Here is a 13,529-nt window from a genome sequence, read left to right as displayed (position 1 = left end):
GGACGCCGTTCTCCACCTGCCCGTCGACCCGGCACCGATCGTCCGCTGACGCGCGCCGCCCGCTGGTGGCGTAGGCACACAGCACGCGGAGAGCCGGCGCTGGGCGAACCCACGGCCGGTGGTGGTCGACTACCGCCATGACGACCCCCCTCGGCGACCCCCGGCCGGTCCACCCTTTCACCCGTCGCGCGGTCATCGCCCTCGGCGGTGCGGTCGGACTGGCTGCGCTCGCCGCCTGTTCAGGCGCGGGGTCCCCGGGCGGTTCGCCGATCGCCTCCGGCAACACCGCGCTCGGCCCCGGCACCTACACGGCGACCTTCGGATCCTCGTCCGCGTCCGGAAGCGGCGAGGCCGCCGGAGGCCCGCCGCCCAGCGGAGGGGCGCCACCCAGCGGAGGGGCGCCACCCAGCGGAGGAGCCCCGGACGGTGGCGCCGGCAACGGCGAGGGCGGCACACCACCCAGTGGGTCCGCGGAGGGAGGAGGCGCCCCGCCGAGTGCCGGCGCGGCGCCCAGTGGGGGCACACCGCCCAGTGGTTCGGCTCCGGGCGGAGGCGCTCCGCCCAGCGGAGGCGCGCCGGGCGGAGCATCAGGCGGGGGCGGCACGTCCAACACCCAGCTGCTGAGCGGCGCCTATCTCGTCGACGGCATCGCTGCCACCATCGACGGGGGCACCTGGGCGAGCACGACCGCGGACCAGAACGTGTTCCTGGTCGTGAACGGAGGTTCGCTGACCGTCACCAACGCGACGATCACCAAGTCCGGCGACAGCACCAACGAGGACGCGTGCAACTTCTACGGCCTGAACTCGGCCGTCCTCGTCGTGGGCGAGGGATCGTCGGCCACTCTCGCCGGATGCACGGTGACCACAGCGGCTGCCGGGGCGAACGCGGTGTTCGCCGCGTCGTCCGCCACCATCACGGTGGACGGCATCACGATCCGCACCAGCAAGGACTCCTCGCGCGGCCTCGACGCCACCTACGGCGGGACGGTGACGGCGAAGGACGTCGACATCAGCACCACCGGCGCCCACTGCGCACCGCTGGCCACCGACCGCGGCAACGGCACGATCACCGTCACCGGCACCAGCACGCTGGCCAGTGCGGGGGACGGGTCGCCGCTGGTCTACAGCACGGGCGACATCTCGGTGACCGGCGCGACCGGGAGGGCGACCGGTGCGCAGACGATGGTGATCGAGGGGAAGAACCGGATCACGGTCACCGACTGCTCGTTCAGCACGTCCGGAACCACCGGAATGATGATCTACCAGTCGTACTCCGGCGACGCCGCCGACTCCGACGCGACGGCGGAGACCTCCTCGATGGTGATCAGGGACTCTACGATCACCTCGACCACCGACAAGCCGATGATCTACGTGACCAACACCACCTGCACGGTGGAGGTGACGTCGTCGAAGTTCGGCCACGCGAGCGGCACGCCGCTGCTGTCGCTCGCGGAGGACCGCTGGGGCACGACCGGCTCCAACGGAGGGCACGCCACCGTGACCTTCTCCGACTGCGTGCTCACCGGTGCACTGGAGGCGGACGACACCAGCTCGGCGACCGTGGCACTGAAGGGCACCCGGCTCACCGGGTCGGCCTCGGGGGACGTGACACTGACGAAGGACGCCGCGTCCACCTGGAAGCACTGAGTCCGCCGTCGAGCGCCACCGTTCCTGCGCCGTCGAGGGCCTCGGTTCGGGCTCGAGGGCCACTGTTCGCGTCGAGGGCTCTTGTCCGGACGCGGGCTCTGGACGGGAAGGGTGGCCCTCGGTGACGGAGGGTGGCCGTCGACGTGACCGGGCGTAGGTGGCGGCGGCCCTTCGTGACGCCGTCCCTCGTTCTTCGGGGCGGCTCCTCAGGGACCGTTCGAGGGTGGTTGCCGTCGCGGACGTGACCGGGGTCCTGGCGGTGCGGTCTGTTGTCGTTGAGATCCCGGCCTTCGCCGCGATGACAGGGTGCGGTTGTACTCCCGGGCTCGGCTCTGGCGGGACGGTTGGCGCTCGCTGTGGTTCTCGTCGGCGCTCGCGGGGTTGTCATCCCGGGCTTGACCCGGGATCAGGGCGTTGGTGGCGGCGGCCCTTCGTGACGCCGTCCCTCGTTCCTCGGGACGGCTCCTCAGGGACCGTGAGTGCCGTCAGGCGAGTTCGCGGAGCCAGCGGCGGAGGTGCCAGGTGGCCCGGACGTCGTCCTCGTTGTACTCGAGGACGCGGGTGCGGGCCTGCTCGCGGGCCGTCTCGGACGGGGCGTGCACGGCGTCGTCGAACCAGCGCATGCTGTTCAGGCCGCCCGGGTCCTCGTCGCGCCAGTGGAACCCGGCCCCCGCGGACGCGACGACCTTCAGGCCGAGTCCGTTGGTCCCGAAGAAGTGCTGCCGGACCGCGGGGAACAGGTCCAGGAAGCAGTCTTCGGCGAACCGGACCGCCCACTGCATGACCTCGTCGTCCGCCGGGGCGAGCCGGCGCAGCCGCACGACCTCGTAGTCGGAGTAGTGGAACACCAGTGCATCCGAGCCGTCGACCTGGGCCCGCAGCCACGCCATCGCCGAACGGGCGAGGGCGAGTTCGCCGGCATCGTCCAGGTCGGAGAAGCTGCTGAACGCGTGGTAGCTGCCGCCCTCGTCCCCGCGCGCCACCCAGAAGCCCCACAGGTACACCCGGTCGTCCCGGGAGGTCTCCACGTCGATGTCGATCTCCAGCGGCGCCTGCGGCAGCGGGATCGGCCCGGACGTCGTGCGCTGCAGCTGCACCCCGTCCAGCAGCAGCCTGGACCGGCGCTGGGCGAGCCGCAGCCGGTCCTCGGCCCCCGGGCGGTGCGCCACCCGGGGCAGGTAGTCGGGCAGCAGCGCGTCGATGTCCCTGGTGGCGAGCTGGTGGACGGTCTCGATGCCGGCCTCGCGCAGCACCGTGATCTCGTGGGTGTCCAGCGGCGACTTGCTGATCCGCAGGCTGATGTCGTCGTCGTCCAGCTGCTCGCGGCACACCGGCCACCACGCGCAGTGGGTGCACTCGAAGCTCACCACGGGACGCAGCAGCGGCGGGTCGTCCGGCTCCGCGGCGGACGCCAACTCGGCCAGCCCGACGCGGAGCGCGAACTCGTGGTCGTAGCGCTCCAGCGGGCTCACCGGGGCGACCGGGTCGGCGCCGGTCGCCTCCGCCGGATCGACCACCTGCCCCGGCGCGGGCGGGACGGCCGGCTCGGTGAGGTCCAGCCAGGTCGCCCTGATCCCCTCGCCCTCGATCTCGTCGTTGCCGACCACCAGCCCCCACGGTCGCTCCGCCTGGTGCCCGGTCGCGCCCAGCAGTCGCCACAGGTGCGCGAGCTGGAGGCTGTTCTGCCACCGCCAGTGCCAGCGGTAGCGCCAGCCGGTGGCGACCACCCGGTCCGGCAGGTCGGCGAGCGCCGAGAAGGTGGCCGGCAGGTCGTCCCTGCGGACGTCCACCACGCGCTGGTACTTGACGATGCCGGGGACGTAGCCGCTCCCGTCCCGGACGAGCAGGTCGGGGCGCCCGGAGCGGTGGGCATCGCGGTCGCGCGGCAGGAGCCCGCCGATCACGACCTCCGTGCCGGCGGCCATCGCGGCCAGGCAGGCCGCCTCCTGCACCTCGCTCGGCTCCCCGGTCAGGTTGCGCAGGTCGGCCACGCTCGCGCGTCCCGCGGCGACCCTGTCGAGCACGGACGCGCTGAACTCCTGGCCTCCGGGCAGTCGCTGCGGCGGGGCGGCGTCCGGCCGGACGAGCCCGGGGTGGAACGCGTTGTGGACCTTCAGCGGGCAGCTGCGGGCGGCGTACGGGTCAAGGACGAACATCAGGCGTGGGCACGGTGGAGGGCGACGATGCCCCCGCTGAGGTTCTTCCAGCCGACGCCGCGCCAGCCCGCCTCGAACATCAGGTCCGCCAGCGTGCGCTGGTCCGGCCAGGCGAGGATCGACTCGGCGAGGTAGTCGTACGCCACGGGGTTGGACGCGGTCAGTCCCGCGATCTTCGGCAACGCCCTGACCAGGTAGTTGCGGTACGTCGTTCGAAACGGCTTCCAGGCCGGGGTGGAGAACTCGCAGATCACGATCCGCCCGCCGGGGCGGGTGACCCGGTGCAGTTCGGCGAGCGCGGCCTCGACGTCCTCGACGTTGCGAAGGCCGAAGCTGATCGTGACCGCGTCGAACGCGTCGTCGGCGAACGGGAGGGCGAGCGCGTCGGCGTTCACGAACGGCAGGTCGGGCTCGCGCTGCTTGCCGACGGTGAGCATGCCCTCGCTGAGGTCGGCCGGGACGACGAGCGCGCCCGCGTCCGCGAACGGTCGGCTGGAGGTGCCGGTGCCGGCGGCGAGGTCGAGGATGCGCTGGCCCGGACGCGGCGCGACCGCGGCGACCGCCTCGGCACGCCAGTGGCGGTCCTGGCCGAGGGAGAGCACGTCGTTCACGAGGTCGTAGCGCGGGGCCACTTTGTCGAACATGGCGGCCACGTCCGCCCGCCGCCTCGCCAGTGTCGCTCGGGCCTCGCCTGTTCCACGCACGAGGGATAGCCTGCCACGCGCCACCCCCACGCGCCGATTCGCCGCGTTCCCGTCCCGGATGGTCGCCGCCGACAGGGCGAGGGCGGCCCGTGGTCGGGGACGCTTCTCCGATGGGGGAGAATCGAGCCCATGGCGCGAAAGACCCCGGTGCTCAAGGTCACCAACCTGCGGAAGGCCTACGGGCCGGTCGTGATCGTCGACGGCTTCAACCTCGAGGTCGCTGCGGGAGAGGCCGTGGCCCTGACCGGACGCAACGGCGCCGGCAAGTCGACGGTGCTGCGGTGCCTGGTCGGCGCGGACCGTCCCGACGACGGCACCGTGGAGGTGAACGGCACCCGGGTCAGCGAGACCAACCCCGAGATCCGCCGCGACGTCGCCACGGTGATCGACGACCTCGACTTCTTCCCCGACCTCAGCGTCGTCGAGCACCTCGACCTGCTGGCCCGCGCCCACGGCGTCCCCGACGCGGACGCGGCCGTGGACGAGGTGCTGCACGAGGTGCAGCTCGTGCCCCAGTCCGGCCAGCTGCCGGGCACCCTGTCGTCCGGCCAGCGTCGCCGGCTCGCGCTGGCGACCGCGTTCATCCGTCCCCGCAAGCTGCTGATCCTGGACGAGCCCGAGCAGCGCCTCGACACCGAGGGCGTCGACTGGCTGGCCGCCCGGCTCGTCGCGGAGCGGGCGCGCGGGCTGGCGATCGTGATGGCCAGCCACGAGCCGACGCTGGTCTCCCGAGTCGCCACGCGCGTGGTCCGGCTCGGTGACCGCGCCGAGGTGCTCGCCGATGAGTAAGAAGTCCCGCAAGCTGATCCGCGCCACCCCGGCGCCGGGGGCCGTGGAGGAGCCGGACACGTCCGAGCTCGAGCCGGCGCCCGAGCCGGAGCGCACCTTCCACTTCCTCCCCGACGTACCGCCGTCCGACGTGGACGAGAAGGAACTCCACGGCCTGATGAAGCTGTGGCGCCACGGCCGCGCCACCCGCACGATCGGCCAGGTGCTGCAGGACGGCTACGTGATGCTGTTCAGCATCGTCCTGCTCGGGGCGATGGGCACCTCCGTGGTGCTGCGCGCCCAGACCGGGATGGCCGGCTGCACCACCGAGGCGTGCGAATCGGGGCGGCTGCTGCTGCCGACAGCGATGGTGCTGGCCTGCTACGCGCTGGCCCTGGGCGTGGCCCGCCTGTTCGGACCGGTGCTCGCCTCTGCGGCCGAGGGCTTCTGGCTGATGGACGCGCCGCTGAGCAGGCGGCGGCTGCTGCGCGGACGCCTCGTGCTCCCGCTGGTGCTGTCGTTCCTCGTCGCCGGCGTCTCGACCGGCCTCGTCGGAGCGCTGTCCGGCCTGGCCTGGATGCAGGTGGCGGTGTGGGCGGCGGCTGCGGCGTTCGGCAGCGCGGCGCTGGTGGCGCTGGCCGCGTCCGAGCAGCCCAGGGAACGGGTCGGCCTGGTCAAGACGCTGCAGGCCGTGTTCGCCGCCGGTGCGCTGGCCGTCCTGCTGGTCGTGGTGTCGGTCGCGGCCGGCTGGCTGCCGAACTCGGTGGTCGCCGAGGCGGGGACGGCGACGTGGCTGCTCGCCGGGGTCGCTGTCGTGGCCGCGGTGGGGCTGGTGCTGCTGCTCGGCCTCACGCTGGCCCGGCTCGAGGAGATCCGGCGGGCGCGGCTCGTGTCCGGCGGCTCACTGGTCAGCGGCATGCAGGGCGCCATGTTCGCCCTCGACTTCGGCCTGATCCGCGACATCCTGGTCGAGCGGAAGATGGCGGAGAAGGGCCATGTCCGCCCGACGCGGGGACGCGGGCTCGGGCTCGGCGCGCTGATCTGGCGGGACGTCGAGCGGCTCCGGCGCAACCCGTCCGCCTTCATCGGGCTCGCGGTGAGCCTGTTCGTCCCGTACGCCGCCGACGCGCTGCGGATGAGCCAGTTGAACCCGTTCATCAGCGGCCTGGCGCTGGTCGCGGGCCTGGTGCCGTTCCTCAGCACGATGCGCGTCCTCTCCCGCACCGGCGGGCTCGCCCGCACGTTCCCGTTCCGGACGCCGCAGCTCCGCACGGCGGCGATGGCGGTCCCGGCCGTCCTCGCACTCCTGTGGGGACTGGCGGCGACCCCCGCGTTCATCGGGATCGCGAGCACCGGCGCCGACCGCAGCCTGGTGGACGGGCTGGCGGCGTCCCTCGTCACCGCGCTGGCCGGCCTGATGGGCGCCGTCCGCTGGGTGACGGCGAAGAAGGTCGACTACCAGACGCCGATGATGGCGACCGCGGGCGGCGCGCTGCCGCCCGGGCTGGTCTTCAACCTGTTCCGCGGCATCGACATGGTGGCGCTGATCACCGCGCCGCTGATCCTTCAGGCGCCCGCGTACTGGTCGCTGGCGATCGGCCTCATCGTGTTCTGGGTGCTGCGCGGCAGCTTCAACATGGAGGACCTCAAGGCCGAGCAGGAGGCTGCCCAGCGCGAGCTCGCTGCGTCCAAGGAGGCGCGGTCAGCCGACAAGCAGAAGATCCCGCGCCCCAGCCGCTGAGGCCCTGACCGGCTACAGGAGCGGCGCGACCTCGTCCAGACCGGCCACCACCCGGTGCGCGGTGGCCAGTTCGGACGCGGTGAAGGTACCGGTGACCGCCACCACGAGGCCGATGCCTGCCGCGATCGCGGAGGCGATGCCGGCTGGCGCATCCTCCACGGCCACGCAGGCGGCTGGGGGGACGCCGAGGGAGCGGGTGGCGAGCGCGTAGGGCTCCGGATGGGGCTTGCCGTTGTCCACCTCGTCCCTGGTGATGACGACGTCGAAGCGGTCGAGGAGGCCGCCCAGGCAGGTGCGGGCCCAGTCGATCGTTGCCGAGGTCACGAGCCCCAGGGGGAGGCGCGTCGTGGTGACCAGCTCCGCCGCTCCGGCCGCGAGTGCGGGCCGGGGCAGCGTGCCCACGTGGGCGAGGAGTTCAGCCGTCATGGCGGCCACGTCCTCTCCCGCCCAGGGGCCCGGCTCGGTGGCGAGGACGTCGTCGGCCCGGCGTCCCGCGAAGCCCGCGAGCAGGTCCTCGCGCACGGGCCAGCCCCGGGCGGAGAACCAGCTGCGGTAGACGTCGCGGTGGAAGCTCTCGGAGTCGACGAGCGTACCGTCCAGGTCCAGCAGCAGGGCGGCGTGCGGCTCAGGCATCGACCGTGAAGAGGGGCTCCCCGGCCGCGACGTCGCGGCCGGTCACCACATCGGAGAGCGAGCTGGCCGGGCGGTCGAGGGCCACCACCATGACGGTCGCTTCAAGCCCGCCCGCACTGATCGCTGCCGGGTTCCACGACACCATGGGCGCGCCGGCCGCCACGACGGCACCCTCGCCGGCCAGCAGCTCGAAGCCCGCGCCGTCCAGCCGGACGGTGTCGATGCCGAGATGGACGAGGACGCCCAGACCGTCCGCGGTGGCCATGGCGAAGGCGTGCGGATGCAGCTTGACGATGGTCCCGGCGACGGGTGCGACCACGGTCGTCGGTTCGGGCAGGGGTTCGATGGCGACCCCAGGTCCCACCATCTCCGCGGCGAAGACCGGGTCGCTGACCTCGGTGATCGGGAAGGTGCGTCCGGGGCAGGGGGAGAGGACCTGCATCACATCAGGTCTTCGATGTCTTCGGCCAGGTTGTCGGCCTCGGGCCCCACGACGACCTGGACGACCCTGCCCGCGGCGAGCACGCCGTGGGCGCCGGCGGCCTTGAGGGCCTTCTCGTCCACCTTGGCCGGGTCCTTGACCTCGGTGCGCAGGCGGGTGATGCACGCCTCGATCTCGACGATGTTGGAGGCTCCGCCCAGTCCGGCCAGGATCTGCTCGGCTTTGCTGCTCATCTCTCTCCTCTCGGGGGGCCGACCGGCCCGTGCTTGACAGCCTGCGCAGAACCATAGCATGATCTTTGCCAACTGGTACGTACCAGTACGCACCAGTGCGAATCAGGGGGTGGAGATGCCTACACAGGGCAGGGACGAGATCATCGACGGCCCCCAGCCGAAGCACAGGCAACTGCGCGAGCTGCTGGTCGCGCTCGTCGTCCCCGGCCAGGCCATCCCCTCCGAGCGGGAGCTCATGGCCACCTACGGCGTGTCGAGGGCGACCGTGCGCAAGGCGATCGACGGGCTCGTCGCGGACGGCCTGCTGCAGCGCACGCAGGGTCTCGGTACGTTCGCGGTCCGCCCCCGCCTGGAGACCCGCCTCCACCTGGCATCGTTCAGCCAGGACATGCGCCGCCGCGGCCGCAACCCGTCCACCCTGCTCCTCTCGCTGGCCCTTGCAGAACCCCCCAAGGAGGCCGCCGCAGCACTCGGTCTCGGTCCGGGTGAGAGGGCCTGGCGCCTGGTGCGCGTCCGCCTCGCCGACAACGAGCCGGTCGCCCATGAGGACGGCTGGTACCCCGCCGACCTGCTGCCCGGCCTCGACGGCCAGGACATCGCCGGCGGCTCCCTCTACGAGATCCTCGGCACGCACTACGGCCTCTGGGTCGACCACGCCGAGCAGACGCTGTGGGGCGAGGTGGCGGACGCCTCGCTGGCGCGCCAGCTCGCCGCCCCCCAGAACACCCCCCTGCTGGTCTTCCGGCGCGTGTCCAGCGCCGGTGGCCGGCCGATCGAGTACGTGGTCTCCCGCTACCGCGGGGACCGCTACCAGGTCCACATGGACCTGGGCCGGGACGACCTGTCGCCGGCTGAACCCACACCCCGGAAGGATGCACGTGAGCTCCAGTGAAATGGCCGCCGTCGGCCGGTTCAACCTCGCTCCGCTACAGAAGTTCGGCCGCAGCCTGATGCTGCCGATCGCGTCCCTGCCCGCCGCAGCGCTGTTGCTGCGCCTGGGCCAGGACGACCTGCTCGGCAAGAGCGGCCTCGGCTGGAACGCCGTGGCGTCGGTGATCGGCGCGGCCGGTGGCGCACTGTTCAACGCGCTGCCGCTGCTGTTCGCCGTCGGCGTCGCGATCGGCATGGCCAGGAAGTCCGACGGCTCCACGGCGCTGGCCGCCGTCGTCGGCTACCTCGTGTTCAAGGGCGTCGGTGACGCCATGTCCCCGCTGATCGGCCTCCCCGTGGACGACAAGGGCGTCCAGTCCCTCGTCAACTACGGCGTGCTGGGCGGCATCCTGGTCGGCCTGATCGCCGCGTGGCTGTGGCAGCGCTACTACCGCATCTCCCTGCCGCCCTACCTGGCCTTCTTCGGCGGCCGGCGCTTCGTGCCGATGGTCACCGCGCTGGCGACCATGGTGCTGGCCGTGCTGATGGCCTTCGTCTACCCGGCGTTCAAGGCGGGCCTGACCGCGGTCGGGGAGTGGGTGGCGGGCAACGCCGTCGTCGGCGGCTTTGTCTTCGGGACGATGAACCGGCTGCTGATCCCGCTCGGCCTGCACCACATCCCGAACAACATCGTCTGGTTCCAGATCGGCGACTTCACCACGGCCGACGGCACCGTCGTCCACGGCGACCTCACCCGCTTCTTCGCCCACGACCCGTCCGCGGGCATCTTCATGAGCGGGTTCTTCCCGATCATGATGTTCGCCCTCCCCGCGGCCTGCCTGGCGATCTGGCACGAGGCCAAGCCGAAGAACCGCGTGGCCGTCGGCGGCATCATGCTGTCCGTCGCGCTGACGTCCTTCCTCACCGGCGTCACCGAGCCGATCGAGTTCTCCTTCATGTTCGTCGCGTGGCCGCTCTACATCGCCCACGCGGTGCTGACCGGGCTCTCGCTGGCGATCACCAACGCACTGGGAGTCCACATGGGCTTCGGGTTCTCCGCCGGCCTGTTCGACTACGTCCTCAACTGGAACATCGGGACCAACCCGTGGCTGATCATCCCCATCGGGCTCGTGTTCGCAGTGATCTACTACTTCATGTTCCGGTTCGTCATCCGGAAGATGAACCTGAAGACCCCCGGTCGGGAGGAAGAGGACGAGGAGAGCTCGGCCGTCCTGGCGAACGACCAGTAAGGCCTGATCGATCCACCCGTTCACCCGTCGGCGACGGCCGGACGCCGGGAGTGCTCACGCCTCCCGCGCGTCCGACCGCCGCCAGCGGGTCCGTCAGACAAGGAAGTACATGGAAGTCATCATCTGCCCCAGCGCCCAGCGCGTCGGCGAGGTCGCCGCGGCCAAGGCCGCCCGGATCGCCGCCCCGATCGGCCCCGACGTCGTCCTCGGCGTCGCCACCGGGTCCTCCCCGGTACAGACCTTCGCCGAGCTCGCGCGCCTCGCCGACGCCGGAGAGCTCGACCTCTCGGGGGCGTCCGCCTTCGCGCTGGACGAGTACGTCGGCATCCCAGAGGGCCACCCGGAGAGCTACCACGAGATCATCCGCAAGACGGTCACCGAGCCGATGCACCTCGACCCGGCGCGCGTCCACGTCCCCAACGGCTTCGCCGACGACCTGGCCGCGGCCTGCCTGGCCTACGAGGATGCAATCCGGGCCGTCGGTGGCGTCGACATCCAGTTCCTCGGCGTGGGCACCAACGGCCACATCGGCTTCAACGAGCCGACCTCCTCGCTGTCGTCCCGGACCCGGATCAAGACGCTCGCCGCGCGTACCCGCGAGGACAACGCCCGGTTCTTCGACTCGATCGACGACGTCCCCAAGCACTGCCTCACCCAGGGACTGGGCACGATCATGGACGCGCGCAACGTGATCCTGGTCGCCACCGGCACGAGCAAGGCCCACGCGATCGCCCAGGTCGTCGAGGGCCCGGTCACCGCGATGTACCCGGGCTCGGTGCTGCAGTTCCACCCGCACGCGACGATCGTGGTTGACGAGGAGGCCGCGGGCGAGCTGGCCCTGGCCGACTACTACCGCGAGACCTACGCGAACCTGCCCGACTGGCAGCGACTGGACGTGTGATGCTGCTGGCAGCCGACCGGATCCTGCTCCCGGACGCCCCGGAGCCGGTCGCGGGGTGGGTCGAGGTCGCGGGGGAGCGGATCGCGGCCGTCGGTGCGGGGGAGCCGCCGCGTCCGGCCGACGAGACCCTGGCCGGTCTGGTCGTGCCGGGCTACGTGGACGTGCACGCCCACGGTGGCGGGGGCGCGTCCTTCGTCACCGAGGACGCCGACGTCGCCCGGCAGGTGCTCGCCGCGCACCGACGGCACGGCGTGACCACGATGGTGGCCTCGCTGGTCACCGGCTCGCTGCCCGACCTGCGTCGCCAGGTGGCCTGCCTGGCCGGCCTGGTCGGCTCCGGCGAACTCGCCGGCATCCACCTGGAGGGGCCGTGGCTGGCCACCCTCTACAAGGGCGCGCACCCGGCGCGGCTGCTCAGGGACCCCGCGCCGGACGAGGTCGCCGACCTCCTGGACGCGGGTGGCGGTGCGGTCCGGATGGTGACGATCGCGCCGGAGCGCGCGGGCGCCATCGACGCGATCGCGCTGCTGGCCGGGCGCGGAGTGGTCGCAGCGGTGGGGCACACCGACACCGATTTCGACACCTGCCGTGCCGCGATTGCGGCCGGCGCGACCGGTGCCACGCACCTGTTCAACGCGATGGCGCCCCTGCGCCACCGCGAGCCCGGCCCGGTGCTCGCACTCTGGGAGGATCGCAGGGTCTTCCTCGAGCTGGTCATGGACGGGGTGCACGTGCGGCCGGAACTCGTCGCCTTCGTCGCGGCCACGGCACCGGAGCGGGTGGTGTTCGTGACGGACGCGATGGCGGCGGCGGCCTCGGAGGACGGCGACTACGTCCTCGGCGAGCTCCCCGTCGAAGTGCGGGGAGGGGTGGCGCGGATCGCCGGCACCGACACGATCGCCGGCTCCACTCTTACGCTGGACGCCGCCGTCCGCCACGCCGTCGCGGCAGGCGTCCCGCTCGCGACGGCCGTCCGGGCCGCCACCGCGCAGCCCGCCGACTACCTGTCGCTGGCCGACGTCGGACGCCTGGCCCCCGGCCTGCGGGCCGACCTCGTTGTGCTGGACGACGACCTGTTCGTGACCCGCGTCCTGCACCGGGGGTCGTGGGCCTGACCGTCGCGGCGCACCCCGGCCCGGACGTGCCCGTGGAGCGGAACTGTCCGGGGGGACGACTACGGTGGTGGCCGTGAAGGCGAGCGTGGTGCAGGACGAGGTGCCGGCGGGGACGACACAACGGGTCCGCTGGGCCCGGGTGGCGCTGTTCTACGGGCTGGCGTTCGGCTGGGTCTGCCTCGTGGCGGCCGGCCTGTACCTGACCGGTCACCGGGACGTGTCGTCCGGACAGGGCTCGATGGTCGTCACCACGGTCCTCGCCGTCCTCTACATGCCCGCGCCCCTGGTGGCAGCGCTGGTCGTGGAGCGGCTCGACGGCCGTCCCACGCGCTTGCGGACGCTGTTCTCCGGGTTCGGCCGGACGCTCCCGAAGCTCGTGCTGGTGGCCGTTCCCGTGGTCGCCGCGCTGATCCTGGCCATGCTCGGTCTGACGTGGATCCTGGGCAACGTGCTCGACCTGAGCGGGCCGGGCCGCGTCCTGGTCAGCCACGACGACCTCGTCGCCAACGCCCTCCTGCTGGTCGGCAGCATGGACGCCGACCAGGTGGCGTCCCTGAGTGCCAGCCTGCCCGGGCTGTGGCCGCTGCTCGGCCTGGCGTTCCTCGGCGCGCTGGTGGCGGGGTTCACCATCAACGGGGCGTTCGCCCTCGGCGAGGAGTACGGCTGGCGCGGCTGGCTGGCCGACGAACTGCGTCCCCTCGGTGCGTTCTGGGCCAACGTGCTCACCGGCGTCCTCTGGGGGCTGTGGCACGCCCCGCTGATCCTGATGGGCTTCAACTACGCCGGCTACGGGAGGATCGGGACGGCGTTCATGATCGCGTTCTGCGTCCCCATGTCGTTCCTGCTCTGGCGGGCCCGGCAGGTCACCGGCTCGCTGCTCTCCCCGGCGATCCTGCACGGTGCGTTGAACGGCTTCGCGGGGGTGTTCTCCGTCGTCCTCGTGGACGCCAACCCGATCGCGGCGGCGCCGGTGGGCGTGGTCGGCGCGGCGGCGGCCGGCGTCGTCGCGCTGGTCTTCTGGGTGGTCACGAGGAAGCCCGCCGGTCGCGCCGGATGAGCCAGGCGAG

13 protein-coding genes are annotated in these 13,529 nt (G+C 72.3%); 8 read left to right on the top strand and 5 right to left on the bottom strand.

Features of this window, described 5'->3' with window-relative positions; translation table 11 throughout:
* The first annotated feature begins 137 nt into the window (after window positions 1-137).
* Window positions 138-1,649 (top strand): hypothetical protein, encoded by a 1,512-nt coding sequence (locus QM779_RS07795; RefSeq protein ID WP_428533901.1) that lies wholly within the window; start codon window positions 138-140, stop codon window positions 1,647-1,649.
* A 485-nt stretch (window positions 1,650-2,134) separates the two neighbouring features.
* Here the strand turns inward: QM779_RS07795 and QM779_RS07790 are convergent, their stop codons facing one another.
* Window positions 2,135-3,805: a TM0106 family RecB-like putative nuclease gene (locus QM779_RS07790; RefSeq protein WP_428533899.1), complete on the bottom strand. Its 1,671-nt coding sequence runs from the start codon at window positions 3,803-3,805 to the stop codon at window positions 2,135-2,137.
* The gene (locus tag QM779_RS07785; protein ID WP_428533897.1) at window positions 3,805-4,449 is read right to left on the bottom strand and encodes a demethylmenaquinone methyltransferase; all 645 of its coding nucleotides are present in this window, start codon (window positions 4,447-4,449) and stop codon (window positions 3,805-3,807) included. Before QM779_RS07785 ends, QM779_RS07790 begins: the two co-directional genes overlap by 1 nt.
* A gap of 189 nt (window positions 4,450-4,638) precedes the next feature.
* Between QM779_RS07785 and QM779_RS07780 the strand changes: the two genes are divergently transcribed.
* A complete protein-coding gene (locus QM779_RS07780) occupies window positions 4,639-5,298 on the top strand; it encodes an ABC transporter ATP-binding protein (RefSeq protein WP_428533895.1) in 660 nt (219 codons plus the stop codon).
* Complete coding sequence (locus QM779_RS07775) at window positions 5,291-7,018, top strand: DUF6297 family protein (RefSeq protein WP_428533893.1); 1,728 nt, start codon at window positions 5,291-5,293, stop codon at window positions 7,016-7,018. Before QM779_RS07780 ends, QM779_RS07775 begins: the two co-directional genes overlap by 8 nt.
* 12 nt (window positions 7,019-7,030) lie before the next feature.
* Here the strand turns inward: QM779_RS07775 and QM779_RS07770 are convergent, their stop codons facing one another.
* The 3 genes from QM779_RS07770 to QM779_RS07760 are packed head-to-tail and all read right to left on the bottom strand — an operon-like array spanning window position 7,031 to window position 8,326.
* Window positions 7,031-7,651, bottom strand: coding sequence for an HAD family hydrolase (locus tag QM779_RS07770; protein WP_428533891.1), 621 nt, complete (start codon window positions 7,649-7,651; stop codon window positions 7,031-7,033).
* Complete coding sequence (locus QM779_RS07765; RefSeq protein ID WP_428533889.1) at window positions 7,644-8,096, bottom strand: PTS sugar transporter subunit IIA; 453 nt, start codon at window positions 8,094-8,096, stop codon at window positions 7,644-7,646. The genes QM779_RS07770 and QM779_RS07765 overlap by 8 nt, the downstream gene beginning before the upstream one ends.
* On the bottom strand, window positions 8,093-8,326 hold the full coding sequence (locus tag QM779_RS07760) for a glucose PTS transporter subunit EIIB (protein ID WP_428533887.1): 234 nt from the start codon (window positions 8,324-8,326) through the stop codon (window positions 8,093-8,095). The genes QM779_RS07765 and QM779_RS07760 overlap by 4 nt, the downstream gene beginning before the upstream one ends.
* 115 nt (window positions 8,327-8,441) lie before the next feature.
* Between QM779_RS07760 and QM779_RS07755 the strand changes: the two genes are divergently transcribed.
* From QM779_RS07755 to QM779_RS07735, 5 genes are all read left to right on the top strand, one after another.
* Complete coding sequence (locus QM779_RS07755) at window positions 8,442-9,218, top strand: GntR family transcriptional regulator (RefSeq protein WP_428533886.1); 777 nt, start codon at window positions 8,442-8,444, stop codon at window positions 9,216-9,218.
* Window positions 9,205-10,446, top strand: coding sequence for a PTS transporter subunit EIIC (locus QM779_RS07750; RefSeq protein ID WP_428533884.1), 1,242 nt, complete (start codon window positions 9,205-9,207; stop codon window positions 10,444-10,446). The genes QM779_RS07755 and QM779_RS07750 overlap by 14 nt, the downstream gene beginning before the upstream one ends.
* Before the next feature lie 109 nt (window positions 10,447-10,555).
* The gene (gene nagB / locus QM779_RS07745) at window positions 10,556-11,347 is read left to right on the top strand and encodes a glucosamine-6-phosphate deaminase (RefSeq protein WP_428533882.1); all 792 of its coding nucleotides are present in this window, start codon (window positions 10,556-10,558) and stop codon (window positions 11,345-11,347) included.
* A complete protein-coding gene (locus tag QM779_RS07740) occupies window positions 11,347-12,462 on the top strand; it encodes an N-acetylglucosamine-6-phosphate deacetylase (protein WP_428533880.1) in 1,116 nt (371 codons plus the stop codon). Before nagB ends, QM779_RS07740 begins: the two co-directional genes overlap by 1 nt.
* Window positions 12,463-12,535: 73 nt before the next feature.
* A complete protein-coding gene (locus QM779_RS07735; protein WP_428533878.1) occupies window positions 12,536-13,519 on the top strand; it encodes a lysostaphin resistance A-like protein in 984 nt (327 codons plus the stop codon).
* The last annotated feature ends 10 nt before the right edge of the window (window positions 13,520-13,529 follow it).

Origin of the sequence: Propionicimonas sp. (assembly GCF_049840635.1) — a bacterium.
In the GTDB taxonomy this organism is placed as follows: domain Bacteria; phylum Actinomycetota; class Actinomycetes; order Propionibacteriales; family Propionibacteriaceae; genus Propionicimonas.
This window is presented reverse-complemented; position numbering and strand designations above follow the sequence as displayed.

Bases quoted from the DNA above. Each gene is read 5' to 3' on its own strand.
- QM779_RS07795 (WP_428533901.1), top strand. From the start codon at position 138: ATGACGACCCCCCTCGGCGACCCCCGGCCGGTCCACCCTTTCACCCGT.
- QM779_RS07790 (WP_428533899.1), bottom strand. From the start codon at position 3,805: ATGTTCGTCCTTGACCCGTACGCCGCCCGCAGCTGCCCGCTGAAGGTC.
- QM779_RS07785 (WP_428533897.1), bottom strand. From the start codon at position 4,449: ATGTTCGACAAAGTGGCCCCGCGCTACGACCTCGTGAACGACGTGCTC.
- QM779_RS07780 (WP_428533895.1), top strand. From the start codon at position 4,639: ATGGCGCGAAAGACCCCGGTGCTCAAGGTCACCAACCTGCGGAAGGCC.
- QM779_RS07775 (WP_428533893.1), top strand. From the start codon at position 5,291: ATGAGTAAGAAGTCCCGCAAGCTGATCCGCGCCACCCCGGCGCCGGGG.
- QM779_RS07770 (WP_428533891.1), bottom strand. From the start codon at position 7,651: ATGCCTGAGCCGCACGCCGCCCTGCTGCTGGACCTGGACGGTACGCTC.
- QM779_RS07760 (WP_428533887.1), bottom strand. From the start codon at position 8,326: ATGAGCAGCAAAGCCGAGCAGATCCTGGCCGGACTGGGCGGAGCCTCC.
- QM779_RS07755 (WP_428533886.1), top strand. From the start codon at position 8,442: ATGCCTACACAGGGCAGGGACGAGATCATCGACGGCCCCCAGCCGAAG.
- nagB (WP_428533882.1), top strand. From the start codon at position 10,556: ATGGAAGTCATCATCTGCCCCAGCGCCCAGCGCGTCGGCGAGGTCGCC.
- QM779_RS07740 (WP_428533880.1), top strand. From the start codon at position 11,347: ATGCTGCTGGCAGCCGACCGGATCCTGCTCCCGGACGCCCCGGAGCCG.